The sequence below is a fragment of the Dyella lutea genome, from assembly GCF_024158035.1.
GTDB lineage: Bacteria > Pseudomonadota > Gammaproteobacteria > Xanthomonadales > Rhodanobacteraceae > Dyella_A > Dyella_A lutea.
This window is the reverse complement of sequence record NZ_JAMZEK010000003.1, coordinates 834,698-854,898: the sequence shown is the minus strand read 5'-3', so window position 1 is coordinate 854,898 and position 20,201 is coordinate 834,698. Positions and strand designations below refer to the sequence as shown.

The window sequence follows — 20,201 nt, the reverse complement described above, 5'->3', positions numbered from 1 at the left end:
GCATCGCCCGCGAGCGGGCTCTACCCGGGCCGGGGCCGCCGGTTGAGCCAGATATCGAGCTGGTTGGCGAACGCCTGGCGGTCGCGCGGGTGGAAGGTGGACGGTCCGCCGGTGTCCACGCCGGCACCGCGCAGCTCCTCCATGAAGTTACGCATCGACAGCTGCTGGGCGATGCTGTCGGGGGTGAAGGGTACTCCGCGCGTATTCACCGCCTGCGCGCCCTTTTCGAGCACCTGCGCGGCGAGCGGGATGTCCTGCGTGACCACCAGGTCGCCGGCGGCGACCCGCGCCACGATCTCGTTGTCCGCCACATCGAAGCCGCCCGCCACCTGCAGGCTGCGCACGAAGCGCGAGGGCGGAGTACGCAGGGACTGGTTGGCGACCAGGGTGACCTGTACCTGCGCGCGCTCGGCAGCACGGAAAAGGATCTCCTTCACCGGTACCGGGCAGGCGTCGGCGTCCACCCAGATCTGTGGCGCGCTCATGCGTTCGCGTCCCACTGCAGGCGGCCGTCGATGACTGTGTTGGTACGGCCGCCGACCCACACCGCGCCATCGTCGTCGATGCGCACGAGCAGCCGCGCGTCGTAGCCGATCTCGCGCCCCTGGCTGACCGCATAACCGCGGGCCAGCGGGCCGTGCGGTTCGGCCTGGGCCAGATAGGCGGCGAGCAGGCCGTTGGCGGCGCCGGAGGCGGGGTCCTCGGCAATGCCGGCACCCGAGGCCAGCGCGCGTACCACGAGCTGGTGGTCGGACGCTTCGCTGCGGGCGAAGGCGCAGATGCCCATGCTGGCGGTGGCCTTGCCCAGCGCACCGACCGCAGCGTGGTCCGGCTGCCAGCGCCGCAACGCAGCCTCGTCCGCGCATTCGACCACCCACCAGCGGCGTCCACCGTCGACGAGGGCGGGGGCGAGTCGGCCGCTGGCCACACCGGACAGGGCGCGGCGCAGCAGCGGATGCGCATCGGTGCCGGATTCGCGCACCGCGGCCGCCGGCGAACGCAGCAGCAACTGACGGTGCCCATGGTCCTCTGCCACCCGGATCGGCAGCACGCCGGCGCGGCACTCCTGCCACAGCAGGCCGTCGTGCGGTTCGATCAGTCCGCAGGTCAGCGCCGCGTGCGCACTGCCCACGCTCGGGTGGCCGGCAAAGTCGATTTCCTTGTGCGGGGTAAACATGCGGACGCGGTAGCTGGCCCGAGGATCGGCCGGCGGCAGCAGGAAGGTGGTCTCCACCAGGTTGGTCCAGCGGGCGAAGGCCTGCATGGCGGAGTCGGTCCAGCCGCTGGCGTCGATCACCACGCCGAGATGATTGCCGCCGCCGCGGCGGGCGGCGAATACGTCCAGGTGCAGATAGCGGAATGCGGTCATCGTCGGCGGCGCAAGAAAGGGCGGTAGCCCTTCATCATAGCGGGCGGTCGACAGCTGCCGCGGCTCCGGCCAAGATGGCGAGTCGCTTCATCCACAGACAGAACCCATGACGATCACCCTCATCATCCTCGCCGTGACCTGCGTGGTCTCCTTCATGGCGCTCAACAACGGCAAGCTGATGGACGACCTGCTGCTGTGGCCGCCGGCGATCCAGCGCAGCCGCGAGTACTACCGGCTGGTCACCTATGGGCTGGTGCATGCCGACTTCGGCCATCTGCTGTTCAACATGATGACGCTGTTCTTCTTCGGACGGCTGATGGAGCCGTTCTATGCGGCGCGGCTGGGATCGCTGGGGTTCCTGCTGTTCTACATGGGCGGTCTGGTGGTCTCGATCCTGCCGACCTACCTGAAGAACCGGAGCAACGCGCGCTACCGCAGCCTGGGTGCGTCGGGAGCGGTGTCTGCGGTGCTGTTCGCCTTCATCCTGCTGGCGCCGTGGGCCCGCATCTACGTGTTCGTGATTCCGATGCCGGCGATCATCTACGGGGTGCTGTACACCGCCTATTCGATCTACATGGACCGGCGCGGCCAGGACAATGTCAACCACAGCGCGCATCTGTGGGGAGCGGCGTACGGTGTGGCTTTCACCCTGATCATCGAGCCGCGCGTGCTATCGCATTTCATCGGGGCGCTGCTCCGGCCCGGTGGCCTGTGAGTCCCTCGACCCGGGCCGGCCAGGCTGGATCAGGAGGCATTCATCGCCACGGACTAGCGTGGTGTTCCCGCGCAGTCGGCGCGGTGTGTCCGCGGAGGCATGTCATGAGGAAGATGCTGCTGGGATTCGTGCTGGTCGGGGCGACCTCGCTGCTGGCGGGTTGCTACGTGGCCCCCGACTACAGCTATGTCCGGGCTCCGGACGGAGGCGGCGCCTACTACGGCCACACCGCCAGGGTGTACGACGACGGCTATTACGCGCCCTACGGGTACGGCTATTACGACTACCCCTATGGCTACTACCCGGGCGGTGTGACGGTGGGTATCGGCACCACCTGGTACGGCGGCTCTCGGTACCGGCGGTACGACCACGACGACCACCGCTTGCACGGTGACGACCACCAGTGGCGCGGTGAGGACCATCGCGGGCACTGGGACCACGATGGCGACCGTCTTCACGGTGGGCCACGTCCGGGCGGCGGTCACGCCTATCGGCCACCGCAGCGAAGCCACGATTCGGGCGCGCAGCATGAGCAGCGGCGGAGCCGGGATGAGCGGCGACGCTGAGGCACCATCAGCGCGTCTGGTGCCGGCGCCCTGATGCGGCGCGGGTGGACGGCGGTCTGCCGCTGCCTGGCCGGCATGGGGCTGGCGGTGCTGCTGGGCGGCTGCGCTACCGTCCGCTACTACGGTCATGTGGCGCACGGCGAGGCGGCGCTGCTGCTCGCACGCCGGTCGATTCCGGAGGTGATGGAGGATCCGCGCACACCGCCTGCACTGGCGCGGCGCCTGGATGTGGCCGAGCAGACGCGCCGCTTCGCTTCGGAGCATCTGGACCTGCCGGACAACCGCAGTTACACCAGCTACGTGGCGCTGGAGCGACCCTATGTGGCCTGGAACGTTTTCGCCGCACCACGCTTCTCGGTGGAAGCTGTGCCGCAGTGTTTCCCCATCGCCGGGTGCGTGGCCTACCGCGGCTACTTCCGCGAGGCGCTGGCGCAACAGCGCGCGGCGATGCTGAGGAAGCAAGGACTGGACGTGTGGCTGTCGCCGGTGCCGGCCTATTCGACCCTGGGCTGGTTCGCCGATCCCATCCTCAGCTCGATGATGCGCTGGGACGATGACGAACTGGCCGGCACGCTGTTCCACGAATTGGCGCACCAGCAGGTCTACGCGAAGGGGGACACGGCGTTCAACGAGTCGTTCGCCACCTTCGTCGAAAACGAGGGGCTGCGCCAGTGGCGTGCGTTCCGCAGCCTGCCGCCGCCGGATGGTCGCGAGCAGGCGATGGAGCATGGCTTTACCGTGCTGGTGCTGGGCCTGCGCGAGCGACTGCGGCAGGACTATGCGCGGCCGGGCGATGCCGAGGCGATGGAGCGGCGCAAGCAGGCCGACATCGCGGCGTTCCGGCGGGACTATGCTGTGTGGCGCGATCGCGACTTCCCAGGCGACCATCGCTACGACGCCTGGGTGGCCGCGCCGATCAACAACGCCCGGCTGCTGCCGTTCGGCCTCTACGACCGGTGGACTGGCGCCTTCGCGGTGCTGTTCGCCCGGATGGGTCGCCAGTGGCCGGCGTTCTACCGGGCGGTCGCCGCGATGGGGCGCCTGGCACCGGCGCAGCGTCAGGCCAGACTCAAGGCGCTGCTTCCAGAAGCCGCCCCGAAGGCCGGAGAGGCGGTGAGCGCCGGGTTGTCTCGATGACCCAATGGATTGATCTTCAAGGGCTTTCGTGACATCGGTCGGAGGAAGCTGAACGAATGCCTTTTTCTGGCTGCGGCTGCCTTGAACTTCAAAAGGGGCAGCCACACTAATGGGTCGTATCGCCGAGACGGCGACAAGAGGCGGTTCAGAACAACGGACCGTTGAGGGGTCGGCCCCTTCCTCCCCCGGATCGCCGACCTGACAAACCCCGGCCCGCCCCTCCCCTGGCGCTCCGGGGTTTTTTTATGCCCGTCTTCATGGCCAGGTTCGCGGTGCGCCTTCGTTCGCACCGATAATGTCTGCACCCCACCCACGGACCTGGCGATGATCATCCGCTCGCTGCTCGACACTGACCTGTACAAGTTCTCGATGATGCAGGTGGTGCTGCACCAGTACCCGGGCGCGCACGCGGAGTACCGCTTCAGGTGCCGCACGCCGGGCGTGGATCTGGTGCCGTACCTGGACGAGATCCGCAGCGAACTGGAGGCGTTGTGCCGGCTCGGCTTCGACGAGGACGAGCTCCAGTACCTGCGTGGCCTGCGCTACATCAAGAGCGACTTCGTCGACTTCCTCGGGCTGTTCCGGCTCAACACCAAGTACGTCGAGCTCGGGCCTTCGCCCGACGTGCCGGGGGAGATCGAGATCCACATCCGCGGCCCGTGGCTGCACACCATCCTGTTTGAAGTGCCGCTGCTGGCGATCATCAACGAGGTGTACTTCCGCAACACGCAGCCGGGCATCGATCTGTCGACCGGCCGCGAGCGGCTGGCCGCCAAGATCACGCTGTTGCACGACACCCCGGGCTATGCCGATTGCCGCATCGCGGACTACGGCACGCGCCGCCGCTTCTCGCGGGACTGGCACCGGGAGGTGGTGACTGCGCTGCGCGACCGGCTGGGGACACAGCTGGCCGGCACCAGCAACGTGGCGTTGGCGCGCGAGCTTGGACTGATCCCGCTCGGCACTCTGGCGCATGAGTACCTGCAGGCCCACCAGGCACTGGGCCCCCGCCTGCGCGATTCGCAGGTCGCGGCGCTTGAGGCGTGGGCGCGCGAATATCGGGGCGATCTCGGCATTGCGCTGTCGGACGTCTACGGGCTCAATGCCTTCCTGCGCGACTTCGACATGTACTTCTGCAAGCTGTTCGACGGCACCCGCCACGATTCCGGCGATCCGTTCGCCTGGGGTGAGCGGGTGCTGGCGCACTATCGCGCCAACCGCGTCGATCCGCGCGGAAAGATCCTGGTATTCAGCGACGGCCTAGATATCCCGCAGGTGATGAAGCTTTACGCGCACTTCCAGGGGCGCTGCCAGCTCGCGTTCGGCGTTGGCACCAACCTGACCAACGACGTCGGCCCGACGCCTCTGCAGATCGTGATCAAGATGGTCCGCTGCAATGGCCAGCCGGTCGCCAAGCTGAGCGACAGTCCCGGCAAGAACATGTGCGACGACCCCGCCTACGTCACCTACCTGCGGCAGGTATTCGAGATTCCCGCCGAATCAGCGTGCTGAGTCGGTGCTGCGTGCGCGCCCGACGCCACCTTCGGACCGCTTCAGGCCGGGCCAGGCGAGCAGCAGCAGCGTGCCCAGCGCCATCAGGCTGGAGAACAGCAGGGACATCGGGCACCGCCTCGGAGGAAGACGTGGCCACGATAGCCCGTGCCGCCGGGCCGGGAATCTGGCAATTTCTCATATCCATATGCCGACGCTTGCGTGCAGGCGGCGCGGCAGCGCACCCTTATGCCTTATCCGACGCCGGATCCGACATGACCACGATCTACGACTTCAGCGCCCGCGACATCGATGGCAACGAACGCATGCTCGGCGAGTTCCGCGGCAAGACGCTCCTGGTGGTGAACGTCGCCTCGCGTTGCGGATTCACGCCGCAATACCAGGGGCTGGAGACGATCTGGCGCCGGCTGCGCGAGCGCGGGCTGGTGGTGCTGGGATTTCCCTGCGACCAGTTCGGCCATCAGGAGCCGGGCGACGAGGCGGAAATCCGCCAGTTCTGCAGTACCCGCTACGAGGTCAGCTTTCCGATGTTTGCGAAGATCGAGGTGAATGGCGAAGGCGCCGATCCCCTCTACAAGTGGCTGAAGCAGGAAGGCAAGGGCATCCTCGGCAGCGAGGCGATCAAGTGGAACTTCACCAAGTTCCTGGTCGATGCCGAGGGGCAGGTGGTTCGCCGCTATGCGCCGACCGACACGCCGGAGAAGATCGCTAAAGAGATCGAGTCGCGGCTGGGCTGATCGCTCAGGGGCGGCCGCGGTAGGTCGCCAGCAGTTCGGCGATGGCATCCAGCGTGCGGCTGGGTGACGTCGCGCCTTCTGGTGGCACGTCGTGGTTGACGATTGCCGCGAACGCCAGGTGCTCGCCGCCCGCGCTGGTCACATAGCCCGCCAGTGCGCTCACTCCGGTCATCGAACCGGTCTTGGCGTGCACGTCGCCTTCGGCCGGCGTGCCGCGCATGCGCGCAATCAGCGAGCCATCGACGCCGGCCACCGGCAGGTCGTTGCGCAGGGTGGCTGCATAGGGTCGGGTCGCCATGTATTGAAGCAGCCGCACCAAGGCCGAGGCGGTGACCAGGTTCTGTCGCGAGAGTCCGCTGCCTTCGGTGAGCCGCACCTGCGTGGGAGCGATGCCGATCTCCTCCAGCAGGGCGCCAAGTGCGCGCAGCCCCCAGGCACTGGAACCGAGGAAGCCGTCGGGCGCGGTGCCGTCGGCGATGGCCTGGGCCCGGGCCTGTACGCCGGCCAGCTGCAGCAGGTTCTGCAGGTAGAGGTTCTGCGAGCGCTTGAGCCCACGCTCGAGGATCGTGCCATACGCCGGCGAGTCCACCTTGCCCAGCTCGACGGCACCGGCGAGGTAGGCGGCGTCCTCCTGCGGCCAGTGCATTACCTGCACACGGCCATGCAGGACAACGCCATGGCGCGCCATGGCCTCGCGCAGCAGTTCCCCGGCCACGCGTGCCGGATCGGTCATCGCCAAGTGGTAGCGCATCGTCGCGGTGCCGGTCGGCACGGAGCCGAACGCGTAGAGTGTGTCGCTGCCCGGCGCGCGGTAGAGGTTGATGTCGGGCGCGCTGCCCGCGGCCGTGGTGAGCACGCGGCTGCTCATGTCGGGAATGGCGAAGGGCGGGTCCAGCACCACTTCGGCCGCATCGCCGGCGGCGGTGCCGGGCGTGATGGCAAGCCAGGCAGCGTTCTCCTGCACGCTGAGCGCGGCGGCAGGTACGGCGAAGGCACCGAGCAGATCGCCCACCTCCCAGCCGGCTCCGATCGGCGGTCCCTGGAAATAGGTGTCGTCGGCGATCAGGTCGCCATCGACCCGGTGGATGCCGTGATTGGCCAGCTGCGTGGCCAGTCGATCGGCCCAGTCGGTGCTGTCTCCCGTGTCCAGCGTAGGGTCGCCCATGCCGTAGAGCACCAGCGGACCGCGCAGGCGGCTGCGGACAATGGGACCGCGGGCGAGCAGGCGCGTGCTCGTGTGTCCGTTTGCCCCGAGCTTCTCCAGCACCAGTGCGGCAGTGAACAGCTTGGCGGTGGATGCCGGTTCCAGCAGCCGCTCGGGCTGGTGTGCGTACAGCGTATGGCCGCTGTCCAGCGAGACGATTTCCATACCCCAGTCTGCGCCCTCGAAGCGCGGCGCGTCGATCAGCGTTTCGATGCGCCTTGCAAGCTCCGCCTGCGTCGCGGCAGGCGTCTCCTGGGACGGGGTGGCGGCCAGCGCGGGGGCCAGGCCGAGGGTCAGGCAGAGCAGGGCGGCGATCGGCCATGAGTATCGATGCATGCCCGTCAGTATGGGCATCCGGCCGGCGCTGTACAGGCCGGATCTGGCCGATCTGTTAGTCTGCGTGTTTCGCGCCATCGTTCTGGCGGCGCTTTTCCACTTCAATGCGAGAGCCTCATGCAGATTGCCGACCAAACCGTCGTCTCCTTCCATTACACGCTGACCGATGACCAGGGCACGGTGATCGACAGCTCGGCGGGTCGCGAGCCGCTCACCTATCTGCATGGCGTCGGCCAGATCGTCCCTGGGCTGGAGAAAGAAATGGTCGGTCGTGCCGTCGGCGACCAGTTCAAGGTCGACGTGGCGCCGGAAGAGGGCTATGGCGTGCGTCACGCCGAGCTCGAGCAGCAGGTGCCACGCGAGGCTTTCCAGGGCGTGGAAGACATCCAGCCCGGCATGCAGTTCCAGGGGCGCGGCCCGCAAGGTGTGATCAACGTCACCGTGACCAGGATCGAGGACGGCGTGGTGCACATCGACGGCAACCATCCGCTGGCCGGCCAGACCCTGCATTTCGACGTGCAGGTGACCGATGTGCGCGAGGCGACCGCCGAGGAACAGCAGCACGGTCACGTGCATGGTCCCGGCGGCCATCACCACTGAGCCGTTGCGGTCCCGGTGAAGTAAAAACGCCGCCCATCGGGCGGCGTTTTCTTTTGCGCTCGACGCAATGTTCAATACCAGTCGAGCAACGACACGCCCAGGCCGAGATAGGTGGCGTTGTGGTTGTAGTCGATCATGCTCTCGCCGTATCCCTTGAACAGTTCCATGTAGCCGCGCAGGTTGCCGGCGACCGGAAAGCTCCAGGTGAACTTGCCCGCGCCGTGGCTACGGCTGCCGCCGCGCAGCGAGTGTCGCAGCAGCAGGCCGAACTCCTGCCCGCGCCACTCGTGCACGATCTGCGCCTCGGCGCGTCCCATGTAGTCGCTGATGTCGGGGTTGTTGTCGTCCGGAGCGCTCTCCGGGATCCGCCACCACGGGCGGATCATCACGGTCCAGCCGGGGCGCTCGAAGCCGACATCGGCGATCACCCGGTTCCAGCTGCGCGACAGCGGGTTGGAACGGCCGTTGGACTGGTGGTCGAAGCCGATGCCGAGCAGCCGGCCCTGCCAGCCGAGCACGTCGTAGTGCGTGTCGAACACCAGCATCGCTTCCGGTTCATAGTTGGTCTCGCGGAACGGTCGGGAGAGTTTGCCGTTGTAGACCTGCCAGTGCGAGGACTGGGTGTAGCCGATCCAGACGTCACCGCCCGCATCGCCAAAGACGTCCTGCGCGACCTTGGTCTTGAGGCTGAGCTGGAACTTCATTTCGGCGTTCTGCAGGGCGATCGGCGCCGATACCGTGTTCGCCGGGTTCGGACTGGTCGGGCGGTCGTTCTGGTTGCTGGTGGCGAAGATCGGCATGACGTACACCGGCTTGTAGCCCCGGATGTTGAAGGTGCCCAGCTTGGCTTCCGGTGCCAGTTCCCAGCGCGAGTCGAGCAGCGACAGGGGGGCGGCCACGGAGTTGCCGTCATCGGGCCTCCTGCCTGCATCCCGGGCGAATAGCGCGACGTCGTCGGGGTTCCCGTGCTTCTGCGCGATGGGCAGGTTTTCCCGGCCGGTGGCACGGTCGTAGCACGCCAGCCGCTGGGAGTCGCTTTCGATCGCCGTGCAGGCGCGGATGTCCATCGGATCCGGATTCTGCGCGCGGGCCGCGGCGGCAGCCAGCACGAGCATGCCGGCGAATGGAACGAAAAGTATCCGGTGCAGGGGTGTCGTCATGACGGAGGATCTCATTGTCGGTGGCGGGCACGGGCACGAAAAGGCCGGCCGCAGGTTACTGCGGCCGGCCAGTCCGGGCGACAGCGGTCTACTTGCCCTTGGTCCAGCGCGCGTACTCGGCCTCGCTGATCCTGCCGTTCTTGTTGCTGTCGGCGTAATCGAAGTCGTTCGCCAGCGGCGGGTAGGCGGCCGCCTGTTCGGGCGTGATGAATCTACCCTTGCCCGCGAGCTGGGCGAACGGTGGCGGCGCGCTGTCGGTGGGCGCAGGGGGCAGGGTGCTGCGGATGGTGACCTGTCCCTGCGGGGTCTGGAACACCGCACTATCGGCCGTGGCGACGGTGCTCGCCGGTGACGGGGGGGACATGCTGTCGGTCTGCGCCGCCATCGCCAGACCGGCGGCGAACAGCGAGGCGACAGCGACGAACGGAATCCGGGATCTGCGGAATGTCATGTTCGGTACTCCATGCCAGAATCGATGGGTGGGCGCATCGGCGGCTGGACCACGAGGGTTCGGTCGCCAGGGGAGCGCCCGGTCACGCTAGCAACGGACGTGTCAATGCCATCTCAATCTGCAGCAGCCGGATGGCCGCGCACCGTCACGCCAGCGCTCCGCTTGGACCAGGCCCGGCGTCTTCAGTTGCATGCCATGGGTCTTCTTTCCCGGCCACGCCGTCGCGCCCGGCCGCAGGATCTTGTGGATGCGGTGCAGCGCATGCGGCTGCTGCAGATCGACACGATCCACGTCGTCGCGCGCAGCCCTTACCTAGTGCTCTTTTCCCGACTCGGCGGGTATCCGCCGGAGTGGCTGGAGCAGGCGCTGGCCGACGGCTGCCTGGCGGAATGCTGGGCGCATGAGGCGTGTTTTGTCCCTGCCGCCGATTTCCCGTTGCACGACGCCTGGCGGCATCGGCGTGGCCATCACTGGTCGTATCGTCACGCCGAACGCATGCAGCGCGAATATCCCGCGGAGATGCGCGCACTGCTGGATCGTATCAGCCAGACCGGGCCGGTACGTTCGGCCGATTTCGCCCGTGAGGATCGTGGTGCCGGCGGCTGGTGGTCGTGGAAACCGGAAAAGCGCTGGCTGGAAGCCTGGTTCGCACTGGGCGAGCTGATGGTGTTGCGCCGGGATAGATTCCAGCGAGTCTACGACCTGGCCGCGCGCGTGCGCGAGCGACTCGATCCCCCGGATCCGGGCGTGGCCACCGGCCTGGACGAAGCGGGGCTGCGTCGGCACTTCATCGCCGACACCGTGCGTGCCCTCGGTGTCGTGCCGGCGCGCTGGATCGCCGACTACTACCGTTTGCGGCCACAGGTGACCGACCGGGAAATGCGGCCTCTGCTGGTCGACGGCGAAGTCCTGCCGGTGGATGTGGCCGGCTGGGATGCGCCGGGGTACGTCCACGCCGATCACGCCGGGGCGCTGGCCAAGGCACTCGGTGGTCGGCTGCGCGCCACGCATACGGCAGTGCTGTCGCCCTTCGACCCGCTGGTGTGGGACCGGCAGCGGCTGCAGGGCATGTTCGGCTTCGACTATGCACTGGAGTGTTACGTACCGGCGCCGAAGCGGCAGTACGGCTATTTCGTGTTGCCGATCCTCCGCCGCGGTGCGTTGGTCGGTCGGCTGGACGCCAAGGCACACCGTTCGAAAGGCGAGTTCGAGATCAAGGCGTTGTACCTGGAGCCCGGTGTCGACGACGACACGCGGCTGGCCGATGCGTTGGCCGATGCGCTGGAGCGATTGGCCGACTGGCACGGCACGTCCACGGTGAGGCTGACCCGGACGCGACCGGTCGGCTTCGCGCGGCTGCTCAGGGCCGCATTGGCCAACCGCTGATCAGGACTGGCCGCCGTTGCTGTCGCGCCGTGGAGCGGTCACCTGGCTGGCGTCAGTTCCACAGGACTTGCCGTCGAGTGCTTCGCGCAGGGTTCGTGTCAGCACTTCGCAGCGGGTGACCAGTTGGGGGCGGATGCGCGGATCGAGCGAGTCGCGCAGCAGGCTGCTGCGCATTTCGCGGTAATGGAGCTCGATCTGATCGGGCGGGAAGATCCCTGCCGCCCGGTGGCAGGCCCGGTAACTGTCCAAGTAACGGTCGCAGGCCGAGATCCCGGTGTCCAGGGGCGGTTCCGCTCCCCCGAGATACCCGCTGCTCCCGGCCGGCCCGGTGCGTGCCGATGAACCGTGATGGGGCTCGCCCGCACACGCGGCGAGCATCAATGGCAGCAGCAGGGCGTGCACGGCGAGGCGTCGGGATGTCATGGGGGCTCCTTGGAAAACGCTGACCGGTGCCAGATTACGCGCCTTGTCAGGAGAACCTGAACGCCAGGCGCCTGCCATGTCGGAAGGGTTGCCATGCCTCGGAAAAACGCCATCGCGGAGTTTTTCCGGCTGTGGTTATAATCGCGTTACTGTGTTTGCCGGGGTCACCAGAGTCTCGTGACCCGATGCCGCTGATTCCTATCCGCTTCATCGCTTCACCCCCGAGGATTTCCGCGCAATCCAGTGTTCCCGCCGGCTTTTGCTGGTCGGGTTCCGATTCCAGAAACCTACGGAGTGAAAATCCATGTCCGATCGTCAGACCGGTACCGTCAAGTGGTTCAACGATGCCAAGGGCTTCGGCTTCATCAGCCGTGACAATGGCCCGGACGTGTTCGTGCATTTCCGCGCGATCACCGGCAACGGCTTCAAGAGCCTGCAGGAAGGCCAGCAGGTCACCTTCAAGGTGGTGCAGGGCCAGAAGGGTCTGCAGGCCGAGGAAGTGACCCCGGCCTGATCGCCAGGGAAGCCTCCTGTCGTACCGAAAAGCCGGGCAGCGATGTCCGGCTTTTCTCGTTTCGGGGCACCACCGCCGGCGAGGGGGCTTGCGCGACGCGAAAATCCGTTATGCTTTTTTCACTGTGTCAGCTCAGGCCCGGGGTGGGCCCGCGCCGGCGTGAGACCCGCGCGAGTCCCCCGCATTGCGCATGACCCAGTCGACTGCCGCCCGGGCGGGTGGACAGCCGGTCACGAGGGGCGTAATCGGAGTGAGTCATGTCGGATCGAGAGAGTGGCACCGTCAAGTGGTTTAACGACGCCAAGGGTTTCGGCTTCATCAGCCGAGAGAGCGGCCCGGACGTGTTCGTGCATTTCCGCGCGATCACCGGCTCCGGCTTCAAGAGCCTGAAAGAAGGCCAGAAAGTGACCTTCAAGGTGGTCCAGGGGCAGAAGGGTCTGCAGGCCGAGGAAGTGTCACCGGCCTGATTCGCCGGGTGGCTTTCCGTATGGTTCAGGAGGTCGGCGCTCGCCGTCCTCCTGCGCGTATCCTGATGTTGCGACCGTCCCGCTGCCGCATCGCCGGCAGCGTCGGTAGCTTCGTGCGCTCGAAAGGGCAGAAATGAGCGACGCGCTCTCCGCCTCGGCAACCCTGTGCGTGTCGTCTGTCGAATCCGCCGACGGAGCTCGCGCCGAACTGATGCTGGTGTCGCCCGCCGACGAACGCGCGCTGCGGGCGGCGGTGTTGTGGCTGCCCGCGATGGGCGTGCCCGCCCGCCACTATCTGGCGCTGGCCGATGGCCTGGCAAGCCAGGGTGTGGCCACGGCGATCCACGAGTGGCGCGGTATCGGATCGAGCGATCGGCGGGCTGGCCGGCGCAGCGATTGGGGTTATCGTGAGCTGCTGTCCCAGGATCTGGCGGCCACGCTGTCCGCCGTACGCCAGCCATGGCCGCAGATGCCTCTGGTCATCGGCGGCCACAGCCTGGGCGGGCAACTGGCGGCACTGTTCGCGGCGATGCATCCTTCGTCGTTTACCGGGCTGGTGCTGGTCGCCAGCGGTTCGCCATTCTGGCGGACGTTTCCGCGCGGTCCGCCGATCCGCATCGCCTATGGCGCAGCGCCGCTGCTGGCCACGCTGCGCGGCTACCTGCCTGGGCGGTGGCTGGGTTTCGCCGGTAACGAGGCGCGCGGCGTGACGGTCGATTGGGCGCGCAGCGGGTGGACTGGCCGCTATGCCGCGCGCGGGCTCGACACCGACCTGGAGCAGGGGTTGGCACAACTGGATCTGCCCGTGCTGGGCATCCGTTTCGAAGACGACTGGCTGGTGCCGCCTGGCTCGCTGGAGTGGCTGCTCGCAAAGTTGCCGCGCGCAACGGCAACCCGGCTGGTGTTTGGCGCAGAACTGCTGGAGGGGCGGCCGCCGGACCACTTTGCGTGGATGAAGGCTCCGGCCGCGGTGGCCGGGCGGATCGCCGGCTGGTTGCGCTGAGGAAACGCGGCGTTCGCCGTATCGTTCCTCCCGGAGCCTTGAATCCGGTCCCACGCGCCAGCAGCTCAGCGGTTTGCCCAGATCCGGAAGCTCGTCGATGTCCCTGTTCGAACCGCTGCAGCAGCGTTCGCTCACCTTGCGCAACCGCCTCGTGGTCGCGCCGATGTGCCAGTACAGTGCCTCCGATGGCCTGCCCGATACCTGGCACCTGGTGCATCTTGGCAGTCGCGCGGTCGGTGGTGCGTCGCTGGTGATCAGCGAAGCCACGGCGGTTTCCGCCGAGGGGCGGATTTCCCCCGGAGACGTCGGCCTGTGGAACGAAGCGCAACAGCAGGCCTGGGTGCCGATCACCGCGTTCATCCGCGCCCAGGGCGCCCTCGCTGGCGTGCAATTGGCGCACGCTGGACGCAAGGCCAGCGCGCAGCGTCCCTGGGAGGGCGGCGGCCCGCTCGGCATCGACGAGGGAGCCTGGCCGACCTTGGCCCCCTCGGCCCTGCCATTCGATACGGGTTGGCACGTTCCGGCAGCGCTGGATGAGGCGGGCATCGCCAAGGTGATCGAGGATTTCCGGGCCGCCGCGCGCCGTGCGCTGGACGCGGGCTTCCAGCTGGTCGAGGTGCACGCGGCCCACGGTTACCTGCTGCATCAGTTCCTGTCGCCGCTCAGCAACCGTCGCAGCGACGGTTACGGTGGCAGCTTCGGGAACCGCACGCGGCTGGTACGCGAAGTGGTCGCCGCCGTGCGCGAGGTGTGGCCGGACGGGTTGCCGGTATGGCTGCGCATTTCGGCCACCGACTGGGCCGAGGGCGGCTGGGATATCGAGCAGAGCGTGGCGCTGGCGCGGCAGGTCCGCGAGCTGGGCGTCGACCTGATCGACGTGTCCAGCGGTGGCCTGGTGCCTGGCGTGCGCATCCCGGTCGAGCCGGGCTACCAGGTGCCGTTCGCGCGCCGCATCCGCGCCGAGGCCGGCATCGCCACCGGCGCCGTCGGCCTGGTGACCGAACCGGCGCAGGCCGCGGCGATCGTCATCGACGGCGATGCGGACGTGGTGCTGCAGGCGCGCGAGAGCCTGCGCGATCCCTACTTTCCGCGTCGCGCGGCGAAGGCGCTCGGCGCATCGATCGACGTGCCGTTGCAATACCAGCGCGCCTGGTGATGTAGTCGACGACCCGAGCCGAGGAGACCCGAGCGATGGATGCCAACCCGCTGCTGATCGACGGCCGTGTGCACGACCTGGGCGACGGCTTCCGTGTGCGCCGCCTGCTGCCGGTGCTGCAGGCCCGTCACGTCGGTCCGTTTGTGTTCTTCGACCACATGGGTCCGGTCACCCTGCCGGCGGGGCGCGGCATGGACGTGCGCCCGCATCCACACATCGGCCTGGCCACCGTGACCTGGCTGTTCGAGGGTGCGATCCGCCATCGCGACAGTCTGGGAAGCCTCGCCGACATTCGCCCCGGCGCAGTGAACTGGATGACTGCCGGCCGGGGCATCGTGCATTCCGAACGCACCCCGCCGGCCGAGCGCGAGGCCGGCCACGCCCTGCACGGCGTGCAGGTGTGGGTGGCGCTGCCGCATGCGGACGAGGAGGTCGCGCCGGAGTTCCATCATCATGAGGCCGACGAGCTGCCGCGGATCGAGCGCGACGGGGCCTCGCTGACCCTGATCGCCGGTTCCGCGTGGGGCGAGCGGTCGCCGGTGAAGGTGTTCGCGCCGATGTTTTTCATCGAGGCCCGGCTTGAGGCCGGCGCATCGCTGGACTGGCCACCCGAGCATGCCGAGCGCGGCGTGCACCTCATCGAGGGAGACGTGCGTTGGGGGGATGTGACCGTGCCACCCGGACAGATGGCGGTACAGGCCGGGGAATCGGCGCCGCCACTGCAGGCGATGTCGACGAGCCGCGTGATGCTGTTCGGTGGCGCGCCGCTGGATGGCGAACGCCACCTGTGGTGGAACTTCGTCTCTACCCGGCGCGAGCGGATCGAGCAGGCCAAGGCGGACTGGCGCGACAGACGCTTCGACACCGTGCCCGGCGACGAGGTCGAACGCATCCCCCTGCCGGAGCGCTGAGCCTCCGCGTGCACCCGCGTCATGCATTCGCCCCGGCGCGCGCGTAGGCTGGTGCCGTCAGCAGGAGCGCACATGACCGGTTTCTCCAGTTTCCGCGAGTTCTATCCGTTTTATCTGGGCGAGCACCGCCACCCGGTGTGCCGACGCCTGCATTTCGCGGGCAGCCTCTGCGTGCTGGCGATCATCGTCGTAGTCATCGCCAGCGGCCGGCTCGCCTGGCTGTGGCTGGCGCCGGTGGCCGGCTACGGCTTTGCCTGGATCGGTCACTTTGTGTTCGAGAAGAATCGTCCGGCCACGTTCAAGCATCCCTTCTACAGCCTGGCCGGCGATTGGGTGATGTTCTTCGACGTATTGCGCGGCAAGGTTCGCTTGTAGCGGTCGATTCCAGCGGAACCCTGAAACCGACGGGGCGGCCATGTGGCCGCCCCGTTGGTTTCAGGCATGGACGCAGCGCTTACCTGCGCTGGTCGTCGGTGGCGTCGCGCGCGGCGCGAAACTCGGAGTCCTTGCTCCAGTCCGGCCACTGACGCGAGTCCGCCAGGTTGCGGCCCAGCGTGTAGAGCATGCCCATGTCCTGGGCCATGCCCTTGAACGACCAGTCGGCCTGCCACTCGTCCGAGGGCTGGTGGTAGTGGTCGCGGGTGTAGGCCTTGTCTGCCGCCTCGCCGGCCGCGACGCCGCCATCCACCCAGTCGTCGCCTGAGCCGAACGAGATCGCCGGCACGCCGCGCTTGGCGAACGAGAAGTGATCGGAGCGAAAGAAATAGCCGGCCTCCGGGTGCGGGTCCGGCGAGTAGGTTTCGCCGAACTGCCTGGCCACCTTGACCAGGTCGTCGAGCAAGCCGAGCTTGGCCGTGCCGGAGATGGTGAAGTTGCGGGTCAATCCGTGCGGGTCGAGCGCGTCCATGTTGATCACGCCCACCGTCTTGGCCAGCGGGAACACCGGGTGGCTGGCGTAGTACTCGGAGCCGAGCAGGCCTTTTTCCTCGGCGGTGACGTTGAGGAACACCACTGAGCGCTCCGGCTTCGGCGCGTGGGCGAAGGCGCGGCCGAGGGCGAGCAGGGCCGCGGTGCCGGTGCCATTGTCCACCGCGCCGTTGTAGATGCGGTCACCCTTCGCGTCGGGCGCGCCGACGCCGAGGTGGTCCCAGTGGGCGCTGTAGATCACCGTCTCGTCGGGATGCTTGCTGCCCTTGACCATGCCCAGGATGTTCTGCGAGGTGATCACCTTGGCGTCGACGTCGAACTTCGCCGAGAACGTCTCGCCCTTGAGCGTCACCGGCTTGAACTCGCGCGTCTGCGCCAGCTTTTTCATCGTGTCGAAGTCGAGCCCGGCGTCCTTGAACATCGTTACCGCAAGGTCGCGCTGGATCCAGCCCTCGACCTTGGAGTGCACCTCGGCCGGGTGCTCGCGCACGATGTCGAACTGGGCGTTGGTGTTGGAGTTCTTCACCGTCGGCCAGCCGTAGGAGGCCGGGGCGGTCTCGTGGATGATCAGCAGGCCCAGCGCGCCCTGGCGGGCGATCTCCTCGTATTTGTAGGTCCAGCGGCCGTAGTAGGTCATCGCCTTGCCGCCGAAGTCGCCGTGGCCGGTCTCGTAGTCCGGGTCGTTGACCAGCGCCACGGCGATCTTGCCGTGCAGGTCCACGCCCTTGAAGTCGTCCCAGTTCCGCTCCGGCGCCTTCACGCCATAGCCGACGAAGACCAGCGGAGCGTTGTGGATGTCCACATGGGTGGAGCCGTCCATTGCCGCGCGCACGGCAATCTGGTCGCCCTGCACCAGCGGCAGGGCCTTGCCGTCGAGCATGAGGTTGAACGCCGGCGCGCCGGTGATCTCGAAGCGGCCCAGCGGCACCGGCTGGGTCCAGCTGCGCTTGCCGTCCTTCATCACACCGGCCGGTTGCAGGCCGGCGGCCTTCATCTGGCTGATCACGTAGGCGACGGTGCGCTTTTCGCCCTCGGTCGCCGGGCCGCGGCCCTCGAAAGCGTCGGAAGCCAGCATCTTGACCTGGCGGGAAAGGTAGTGCGGATCGAAGGTGGGGGTCTTCGGCGCGTTGGCGGCCGACGCGGCGCAGGCGAACGCGGCGGCGATGGAACAGGCAAGCAGTCGTTTCACTATCGGGAGCCCTGGGCTGTGGAGAGCCGCTTCATCCTAGCGGCAAGCCAGCCTCATGGGCACTGCTCCGAAGGTATCAACCACGAAGTGCGTCGTCCTGGTCCCTGAGCCAGCGACGGTAACTGACGATCCGATCCAACTCGAAGCGCTGCACCACGTCCTCCACCACAGCGTAGTGGTACCAGTGCTCGCCGCGTACGGTGGTGGCCGGGATCATCTGCACCGGGGCCACCGTCGGATCGTCGCTGTAGTAGCCGTCACGGCTGGCGAACCAGGGCAGGGCGGTGGCGTCGCGCAGGGCGGACAGCACATCGATCGGAGCGCCCAGATCGCTGGCGATCTCGTAGTGCGTCCGCAGGTCGTCGTCGGTCTGCACCAGCAGGAAGCGCCCCTCGCCGTCGGCATCGATCAACAGCAACCCGGTGGGGTTCACGTGGAGGTAGCACTCCACCGCGGGGAACCCGGCCAGTACGTCGCGCAGCACCGGGAGGAACACCGGGTCGCGCAGGAAGTGCACGTCGCCGAGCGCCATCGCCTCGGAGACGAAGCGGCTGGCACGCTCGAAGTAGCGCTCCTGCAGGGCGGCGATCGCCTGTTGCAGCTTCTCCATCGCGCGTGGATCGTTCTTGCGGATGAAGCGGTCGATCAGGCCCGAGTTGAAGGCCTCGATCGCCGTGGCGTCGTCCGCCCGACCGGTCAGCAGCACCTTGCCGACGTACGGGTTGTCGATGCGGCTGCAGAACTCCAGCCCGTCCATTTCCGGCATGGCCTGGTCCACCACCACCACCGAGACTTCGGCGAAGCGCATCGGGTCGAACATCGTGCGCACGATCGCGTCCATGTCCAGCGCCATCAGCTCGCGGTTGGGTGAGGGGTGCTCGTGCCAGCGGTACAGCCAGCCGCCGCCCGGCACGGCGCGGGTGTCGGCCCGGTGCAGGTCGGCCAGCGCCTGCCGCGGCGAGCTGTAGCTGCGGATCCGTTGCATCGGATCGAGCATCAGCGGCACCACGCCGAGATAGGTCTCGTGGTCGTCCACCATCAGCGTCGTGGTGGGAAACCGGAATGGCGTCAGGCCGTGGTCGAAGGTCAAGGTCATGCGCGGGCGGTGGGATCGCGGGCCGGTAGGGAAATCAGGAATTCGGTGTATTCGCGCCAGCGGGAGCGGCAGGTGATGGTACCGCCCATGCGCTCGACCGCCTCGCGGCAGAACGCCAGGCCGATGCCCAGCCCGGCGACGCCGCCGCGGTCCTCGCTGTAGGAGTAGAAGCGGTTGAAGATGCGCGGCAGCACGTCGGGTGGGATGCCCGGTCCGGTGTCGCGGACGCGGATGCGTCCCCAGCGGCCCTCGCACTCCACCCCGATCGAGATCTCCCCCTTGCCGGCGCGCCCGGTGTGGTACAGCCCGTTACGCAGCAGGTTGAAGATCACGTGGGTCAGCAGCGGCTCGCTGCCCATCAGCACGAAGTCGTCGCCTTCCAGCAGGTGCACCCGCTCCTGCTCCACCCGCGCGGCATAGGGATATCGGGCAACCGCCTCTTCAAGCAGTCGGCGGATCCGCAGTGGCGCCAGCTGCTGCTGGTCGAGCGGGCGCGCGGCCATCAGCAGCATGTCGATCACGGTGTGTGCGTGCGCCACCTCGTGCTCGATGGTGTCCATGCCCCGTTCCAGCGCCTCCAGGTGCGCCTGGCGCAGCTCCGCCACCGGCAGGCCGGCTTCCTTGGCCATCCGGTGGCTCACCAGCAGGTCGGGCAGGTAGCGCCGGAACGCCTGTCCGGCGATGTGCAGCGCCCCGAGGGGGGTGCGCAGCTCGTGGGCGATGTTGTTGGAGGCCCGGGTCAGTGCCTGGATGCGGGTCTTGTCGGCATGCTTCTGCGACAGGCTGGCCAGTGGGCCGAGCGCCAGCGCCATCGCCAGCAGCGGCAGGTAAAGCTGCAGCCGCAGTAGCGGCATCGGGTCGTGCGGACCGAGCACCCAGGCCAGCCACGCCAGCAGGCTGCCGACGACGAAGATCGCGCCGAAGGCGACCACGTCGAACATCATCATGGTCAGGTACATCGACGCCAGGTGGATCAGCAGCCACGGCGTGCTGCCACCGTTGCGCAGCAGCATGTAGCCGGCGAAGAACGGCAGCACGAAGGTGACCGCCAGATGCCAGTATGCCGGCAGCAGGGCGCGCAGGCGGCGTGGCCACCAGCGCTGCATCGCCAGCGGCAGCAGCACGATGCAGCCGGCGATGCGCAGCGGCAGGTTCTCGTAGGGCTGCGGCAGTGCGTACTTCCATACCGGGTAGTACGCCAGCATGCACAGCGCCCCGATCAGGCCCATCGCCGCCAGGCTGGGCTGGCTGGGGCGGGTATGTTCGAACAGCGTGTCGTCGAGCCGTGTCAGCCCATTGCGCAGGCGGATCCACAGGCGGGGCAGGCTCGACATGGCGCAGA

22 protein-coding genes are annotated in these 20,201 nt (G+C 67.7%); 13 read left to right on the top strand and 9 right to left on the bottom strand.

The features are described from left to right. Positions 1–20: 20 nt before the first annotated feature. Positions 21–485, bottom strand: coding sequence for a YaiI/YqxD family protein (locus NC595_RS16265; RefSeq protein ID WP_253568193.1), 465 nt, complete (start codon positions 483–485; stop codon positions 21–23). Beyond that, a complete protein-coding gene (locus tag NC595_RS16260; protein WP_253568191.1) occupies positions 482–1,369 on the bottom strand; it encodes a PhzF family phenazine biosynthesis protein in 888 nt (295 codons plus the stop codon). Before NC595_RS16260 ends, NC595_RS16265 begins: the two co-directional genes overlap by 4 nt. Before the next feature lie 106 nt (positions 1,370–1,475). On the opposite strand from NC595_RS16260, the gene NC595_RS16255 reads away from it, so the two are divergent. From NC595_RS16255 to NC595_RS16235, 5 genes are all read left to right on the top strand, one after another. Beyond that, entirely contained in the window at positions 1,476–2,084 is a 609-nt protein-coding gene (locus NC595_RS16255) for a rhomboid family intramembrane serine protease (protein WP_253568189.1), read from the top strand. A 104-nt stretch (positions 2,085–2,188) separates the two neighbouring features. Then, the gene (locus NC595_RS16250; RefSeq protein ID WP_253568188.1) at positions 2,189–2,650 is read left to right on the top strand and encodes a hypothetical protein; all 462 of its coding nucleotides are present in this window, start codon (positions 2,189–2,191) and stop codon (positions 2,648–2,650) included. A gap of 33 nt (positions 2,651–2,683) precedes the next feature. Continuing rightward, complete coding sequence (locus tag NC595_RS16245) at positions 2,684–3,787, top strand: aminopeptidase (RefSeq protein ID WP_425493157.1); 1,104 nt, start codon at positions 2,684–2,686, stop codon at positions 3,785–3,787. A 324-nt stretch (positions 3,788–4,111) separates the two neighbouring features. Further along, positions 4,112–5,299, top strand: coding sequence for a nicotinate phosphoribosyltransferase (gene pncB / locus NC595_RS16240; RefSeq protein ID WP_253568187.1), 1,188 nt, complete (start codon positions 4,112–4,114; stop codon positions 5,297–5,299). A gap of 254 nt (positions 5,300–5,553) precedes the next feature. Beyond that, a complete protein-coding gene (locus tag NC595_RS16235) occupies positions 5,554–6,036 on the top strand; it encodes a glutathione peroxidase (RefSeq protein ID WP_253568186.1) in 483 nt (160 codons plus the stop codon). A gap of 4 nt (positions 6,037–6,040) precedes the next feature. Here NC595_RS16235 and dacB read toward each other — a convergent pair whose 3' ends face one another. Beyond that, the gene (gene dacB / locus NC595_RS16230; RefSeq protein WP_253568184.1) at positions 6,041–7,576 is read right to left on the bottom strand and encodes a D-alanyl-D-alanine carboxypeptidase/D-alanyl-D-alanine endopeptidase; all 1,536 of its coding nucleotides are present in this window, start codon (positions 7,574–7,576) and stop codon (positions 6,041–6,043) included. A 117-nt stretch (positions 7,577–7,693) separates the two neighbouring features. Between dacB and NC595_RS16225 the strand changes: the two genes are divergently transcribed. After that, positions 7,694–8,176, top strand: coding sequence for an FKBP-type peptidyl-prolyl cis-trans isomerase (locus NC595_RS16225; RefSeq protein WP_253568182.1), 483 nt, complete (start codon positions 7,694–7,696; stop codon positions 8,174–8,176). Positions 8,177–8,247: 71 nt separating this feature from the next. Here the strand turns inward: NC595_RS16225 and NC595_RS16220 are convergent, their stop codons facing one another. Both NC595_RS16220 and NC595_RS16215 read right to left on the bottom strand, forming a co-directional pair. Then, complete coding sequence (locus NC595_RS16220; RefSeq protein ID WP_253568358.1) at positions 8,248–9,291, bottom strand: phospholipase A; 1,044 nt, start codon at positions 9,289–9,291, stop codon at positions 8,248–8,250. Between the two features lie 133 nt (positions 9,292–9,424). Then, positions 9,425–9,787: a hypothetical protein gene (locus tag NC595_RS16215; protein WP_253568180.1), complete on the bottom strand. Its 363-nt coding sequence runs from the start codon at positions 9,785–9,787 to the stop codon at positions 9,425–9,427. 195 nt (positions 9,788–9,982) lie between these two features. Here NC595_RS16215 and NC595_RS16210 point away from each other — a divergent pair, with 195 nt between their 5' ends. Continuing rightward, the gene (locus tag NC595_RS16210; protein WP_253568177.1) at positions 9,983–11,173 is read left to right on the top strand and encodes a winged helix-turn-helix domain-containing protein; all 1,191 of its coding nucleotides are present in this window, start codon (positions 9,983–9,985) and stop codon (positions 11,171–11,173) included. On the opposite strand, the gene NC595_RS16205 is transcribed toward NC595_RS16210, so the two are convergent. Then, positions 11,174–11,596 (bottom strand): hypothetical protein, encoded by a 423-nt coding sequence (locus tag NC595_RS16205; RefSeq protein ID WP_253568175.1) that lies wholly within the window; start codon positions 11,594–11,596, stop codon positions 11,174–11,176. A 304-nt stretch (positions 11,597–11,900) separates the two neighbouring features. Here NC595_RS16205 and NC595_RS16200 point away from each other — a divergent pair, with 304 nt between their 5' ends. From NC595_RS16200 to NC595_RS16175, 6 genes are all read left to right on the top strand, one after another. After that, positions 11,901–12,110, top strand: a complete 210-nt coding sequence (locus NC595_RS16200) for a cold-shock protein (protein WP_017460964.1) — start codon at positions 11,901–11,903, stop codon at positions 12,108–12,110. 257 nt (positions 12,111–12,367) lie between these two features. Then, on the top strand, positions 12,368–12,577 hold the full coding sequence (locus tag NC595_RS16195; RefSeq protein WP_017460963.1) for a cold-shock protein: 210 nt from the start codon (positions 12,368–12,370) through the stop codon (positions 12,575–12,577). A 133-nt stretch (positions 12,578–12,710) separates the two neighbouring features. Further along, positions 12,711–13,580: an alpha/beta hydrolase family protein gene (locus NC595_RS16190; RefSeq protein WP_253568173.1), complete on the top strand. Its 870-nt coding sequence runs from the start codon at positions 12,711–12,713 to the stop codon at positions 13,578–13,580. A 97-nt stretch (positions 13,581–13,677) separates the two neighbouring features. Further along, a complete protein-coding gene (locus NC595_RS16185; protein ID WP_253568171.1) occupies positions 13,678–14,736 on the top strand; it encodes an NADH:flavin oxidoreductase/NADH oxidase in 1,059 nt (352 codons plus the stop codon). A 35-nt stretch (positions 14,737–14,771) separates the two neighbouring features. Then, the gene (locus tag NC595_RS16180) at positions 14,772–15,647 is read left to right on the top strand and encodes a pirin family protein (protein ID WP_253568170.1); all 876 of its coding nucleotides are present in this window, start codon (positions 14,772–14,774) and stop codon (positions 15,645–15,647) included. Positions 15,648–15,719: 72 nt separating this feature from the next. Further along, a complete protein-coding gene (locus tag NC595_RS16175) occupies positions 15,720–16,022 on the top strand; it encodes an Mpo1-like protein (RefSeq protein ID WP_253568167.1) in 303 nt (100 codons plus the stop codon). 79 nt (positions 16,023–16,101) lie between these two features. Here the strand turns inward: NC595_RS16175 and NC595_RS16170 are convergent, their stop codons facing one another. From NC595_RS16170 to NC595_RS16160, 3 genes are all read right to left on the bottom strand, one after another. Continuing rightward, a complete protein-coding gene (locus tag NC595_RS16170) occupies positions 16,102–17,763 on the bottom strand; it encodes a M28 family metallopeptidase (protein WP_253568165.1) in 1,662 nt (553 codons plus the stop codon). Positions 17,764–17,839: 76 nt separating this feature from the next. Continuing rightward, positions 17,840–18,859 (bottom strand): response regulator, encoded by a 1,020-nt coding sequence (locus tag NC595_RS16165; RefSeq protein ID WP_253568163.1) that lies wholly within the window; start codon positions 18,857–18,859, stop codon positions 17,840–17,842. After that, positions 18,856–20,193: a sensor histidine kinase gene (locus tag NC595_RS16160; protein WP_253568161.1), complete on the bottom strand. Its 1,338-nt coding sequence runs from the start codon at positions 20,191–20,193 to the stop codon at positions 18,856–18,858. Before NC595_RS16160 ends, NC595_RS16165 begins: the two co-directional genes overlap by 4 nt. Between the last annotated feature and the right edge of the window lie 8 nt (positions 20,194–20,201).

Excerpts from the sequence above, each read along its gene's own strand:
- NC595_RS16175 (WP_253568167.1), top strand. The coding sequence starts at position 15,720 with ATGACCGGTTTCTCCAGTTTCCGCGAGTTCTATCCGTTTTATCTGGGC.
- NC595_RS16250 (WP_253568188.1), top strand. The coding sequence starts at position 2,189 with ATGAGGAAGATGCTGCTGGGATTCGTGCTGGTCGGGGCGACCTCGCTG.
- NC595_RS16260 (WP_253568191.1), bottom strand. The coding sequence starts at position 1,369 with ATGACCGCATTCCGCTATCTGCACCTGGACGTATTCGCCGCCCGCCGC.
- NC595_RS16205 (WP_253568175.1), bottom strand. The coding sequence starts at position 11,596 with ATGACATCCCGACGCCTCGCCGTGCACGCCCTGCTGCTGCCATTGATG.
- NC595_RS16265 (WP_253568193.1), bottom strand. The coding sequence starts at position 485 with ATGAGCGCGCCACAGATCTGGGTGGACGCCGACGCCTGCCCGGTACCG.
- NC595_RS16225 (WP_253568182.1), top strand. The coding sequence starts at position 7,694 with ATGCAGATTGCCGACCAAACCGTCGTCTCCTTCCATTACACGCTGACC.
- NC595_RS16190 (WP_253568173.1), top strand. The coding sequence starts at position 12,711 with ATGAGCGACGCGCTCTCCGCCTCGGCAACCCTGTGCGTGTCGTCTGTC.
- NC595_RS16210 (WP_253568177.1), top strand. The coding sequence starts at position 9,983 with ATGGGTCTTCTTTCCCGGCCACGCCGTCGCGCCCGGCCGCAGGATCTT.
- NC595_RS16185 (WP_253568171.1), top strand. The coding sequence starts at position 13,678 with ATGTCCCTGTTCGAACCGCTGCAGCAGCGTTCGCTCACCTTGCGCAAC.
- dacB (WP_253568184.1), bottom strand. The coding sequence starts at position 7,576 with ATGCATCGATACTCATGGCCGATCGCCGCCCTGCTCTGCCTGACCCTC.
- NC595_RS16255 (WP_253568189.1), top strand. The coding sequence starts at position 1,476 with ATGACGATCACCCTCATCATCCTCGCCGTGACCTGCGTGGTCTCCTTC.
- NC595_RS16220 (WP_253568358.1), bottom strand. The coding sequence starts at position 9,291 with ATGCTCGTGCTGGCTGCCGCCGCGGCCCGCGCGCAGAATCCGGATCCG.
- NC595_RS16165 (WP_253568163.1), bottom strand. The coding sequence starts at position 18,859 with ATGACCTTGACCTTCGACCACGGCCTGACGCCATTCCGGTTTCCCACC.
- NC595_RS16245 (WP_425493157.1), top strand. The coding sequence starts at position 2,684 with ATGCGGCGCGGGTGGACGGCGGTCTGCCGCTGCCTGGCCGGCATGGGG.
- NC595_RS16235 (WP_253568186.1), top strand. The coding sequence starts at position 5,554 with ATGACCACGATCTACGACTTCAGCGCCCGCGACATCGATGGCAACGAA.
- NC595_RS16180 (WP_253568170.1), top strand. The coding sequence starts at position 14,772 with ATGGATGCCAACCCGCTGCTGATCGACGGCCGTGTGCACGACCTGGGC.
- pncB (WP_253568187.1), top strand. The coding sequence starts at position 4,112 with ATGATCATCCGCTCGCTGCTCGACACTGACCTGTACAAGTTCTCGATG.
- NC595_RS16195 (WP_017460963.1), top strand. The coding sequence starts at position 12,368 with ATGTCGGATCGAGAGAGTGGCACCGTCAAGTGGTTTAACGACGCCAAG.
- NC595_RS16160 (WP_253568161.1), bottom strand. The coding sequence starts at position 20,193 with ATGTCGAGCCTGCCCCGCCTGTGGATCCGCCTGCGCAATGGGCTGACA.
- NC595_RS16215 (WP_253568180.1), bottom strand. The coding sequence starts at position 9,787 with ATGACATTCCGCAGATCCCGGATTCCGTTCGTCGCTGTCGCCTCGCTG.
- NC595_RS16200 (WP_017460964.1), top strand. The coding sequence starts at position 11,901 with ATGTCCGATCGTCAGACCGGTACCGTCAAGTGGTTCAACGATGCCAAG.